The sequence below is a fragment of the Moorena sp. SIO3I6 genome (genome assembly GCF_010672095.1).
Genome location: NZ_JAAHHU010000833.1, coordinates 1 through 2,120, shown reverse-complemented (window position 1 = coordinate 2,120; position 2,120 = coordinate 1). Strand labels below are relative to the sequence as shown.

Genomic DNA, 2,120 nt, shown 5'->3' with positions numbered 1-2,120 from the left:
CATGTTTAGTAATCCCTTTGCTGTTTTAAAATGAACGTCTTTCCGAGTGTCAGCAACTCTTTGATGGGCTTTGCCTAATTTGCTAACAGCCTTTTTCCTGTTGTTACTACCTTTTTTAGACCGACTAACAACTTTTTGGATTTTCTTGAGCCGTTTTTGAGCTTTTCGATAGTATTGGGGTATTGGTACCTCTGAACCATCAGACTTAACAAGAAAAGACTTGAGACCCATATCTATCCCAATGGGATTTTCAACGCTATCTACTGGGATAACCTCTGGAACACTATCATCTTGGATTGACAACGTAACATAGTAGCCATCAGCCTTTCGGGTTATGGTAGCTGTTTTGATTTTGAATCCTTCTGGGATAGGTCGGTGATAAATCATCTTGACTTTGCCAAATTTTGGAAGAGTCAAGATGTTGCCATTTATAGGATTCTTGGATAGAGAAGGAAAAGTAAACGACTTGTATCTATTTTTACTTTTAAATCGAGGTCTTCCGCTCTTTTTCCCATTACTATCTCCCTTAAGAAACCGCTTAAAAGCCAGATCTACTCTCTTTACGCAATCCTGTAATACGTGAGCGTGAATATAACTATACCAAGGTCTATCTTTCTTTAGCTGAGGTAGAGTTTTCTTCTGGGAAAAGTAGTCAGGGTTATTTCTTAGATCTGGTAAATGACAAACAAGGGGACAAGAATTAATAGGACAGCGATTCTGCTCAAACCAATTAAACCTGTCTGCCAACAAATAGTTGTACTGATGACGCAACATGTCCAGCCATTTCTCTACTTTTGCAATTTGCGACTTTGCTAGTCTTAATCGGTATTGATATGCATATCTCATTTTTGTCCTCTTGCTTATCGACCTATTGTTAGTCTAACATTTGGGGATCCATATGACAATCCAAAATACCGAAAAGATGAAAGATAAAAAGTTGATAGTCAGAGTAACTGAATTTGAAAAACGACAATTAAAACAGGAGGCCGATAAGAGAGGGATGACCCCCTCTGAGTTGATTAGAAGCTTGATAGCTCGTTTCCCTATCCCCCAGGATTCCTAATTGGTGACTCCGTTTCACTCCATCACCGGGCTATCCTTCCTAGAGACGAAACCTGATTGTTAGTGGAGCCTTAATCATAAAGTTTTCACCAAAGGTGCGCTTTCCTTGTCTTGATGCAATAGCGAGTGGGGGGAACCCCCAAGACCGCGCTGCATCGCTAGGCGAATTAAATTCGCCACGGGTCGCACCTCTTTTATGCATAACCGACCAACCATAAAGGCTCCACTATCCTTACGGTAACTTTGAGACGCTGACCAAGCACGGGTACAGCGCGGGGCTGCCGCCCTAAAGCTCAACCGATTCAGCACTGCCTGTGGCGTCTGGATTAATCAGTGTGGCTGTGTGATTGATTTACAGGAATTTCTATTGATGGGATTGGTTTTTTGCTCTAACCTTAGGGTGATAGCTAGGGTTATGGGTGCGCTCAGGAGTTTTTTTCTGATTTTTACTACTAATTTCTAGGCTATCACAAATCCTCGTCTGTCCCTAACTCACGATTCCTCCTGAATCTGACCTGATGCTAAGATAGGTGCGTTCTAGCATCATCTTTTTAGCTAGTAATAACTGCTACCAAGTTAATCCTGGTCAGCAGCGCTTCTTGAGTTAGCTAACCAGCCTAAGACCTCTGAAGTCTCGGCCACTAGATTGTTTTCCTGCCCTGATTAAAAGTTACCGGTTTCCCATAGGTGTTTCCAATAACTAAGGAGTTTTTTATGAATGCTGTTCCTCGCTCTGCTCGTAGTCAAAGAAATCGGTCTCAGCAATCATTGGCTATTTCAAAAGACCAACGTTCTAGGATAGCACGACCACCAACAGATACTATGATGTCACCGAAAAACCCTAAGCCAAAGGTTGAAAATGTGAGTGTTTTGCAGCAGCAAACACCAATTTTTTTGAAAGCCTTACTATTTTTAAAACTTGGATCAGATATAGTAACATTTACACTAATTGCTACTGCGGTCACCGTTTATTCCTGGACAGTTTACAGCCAGCAACAATGGACCCAAGAGTATCGTAAGCTAGAGGAGCTGCAAAGAGATGAGCGCAATATGACAGC

The 2,120-nt window shown here is 41.7% G+C and carries 1 protein-coding gene and 1 pseudogene; one reads left to right on the top strand and one right to left on the bottom strand.

Going from position 1 to position 2,120, the window contains the following annotated elements:
• A partial coding sequence (locus tag F6K49_RS43320; RefSeq protein WP_293107840.1) for a transposase occupies positions 1–846 on the bottom strand: 846 nt, incomplete at its 3' end.
• Between the two features lie 930 nt (positions 847–1,776).
• On the opposite strand from F6K49_RS43320, the pseudogene F6K49_RS43315 reads away from it, so the two are divergent.
• Positions 1,777–2,120 (top strand): annotated as a pseudogene (locus F6K49_RS43315) (hypothetical protein); the annotation flags it as partial.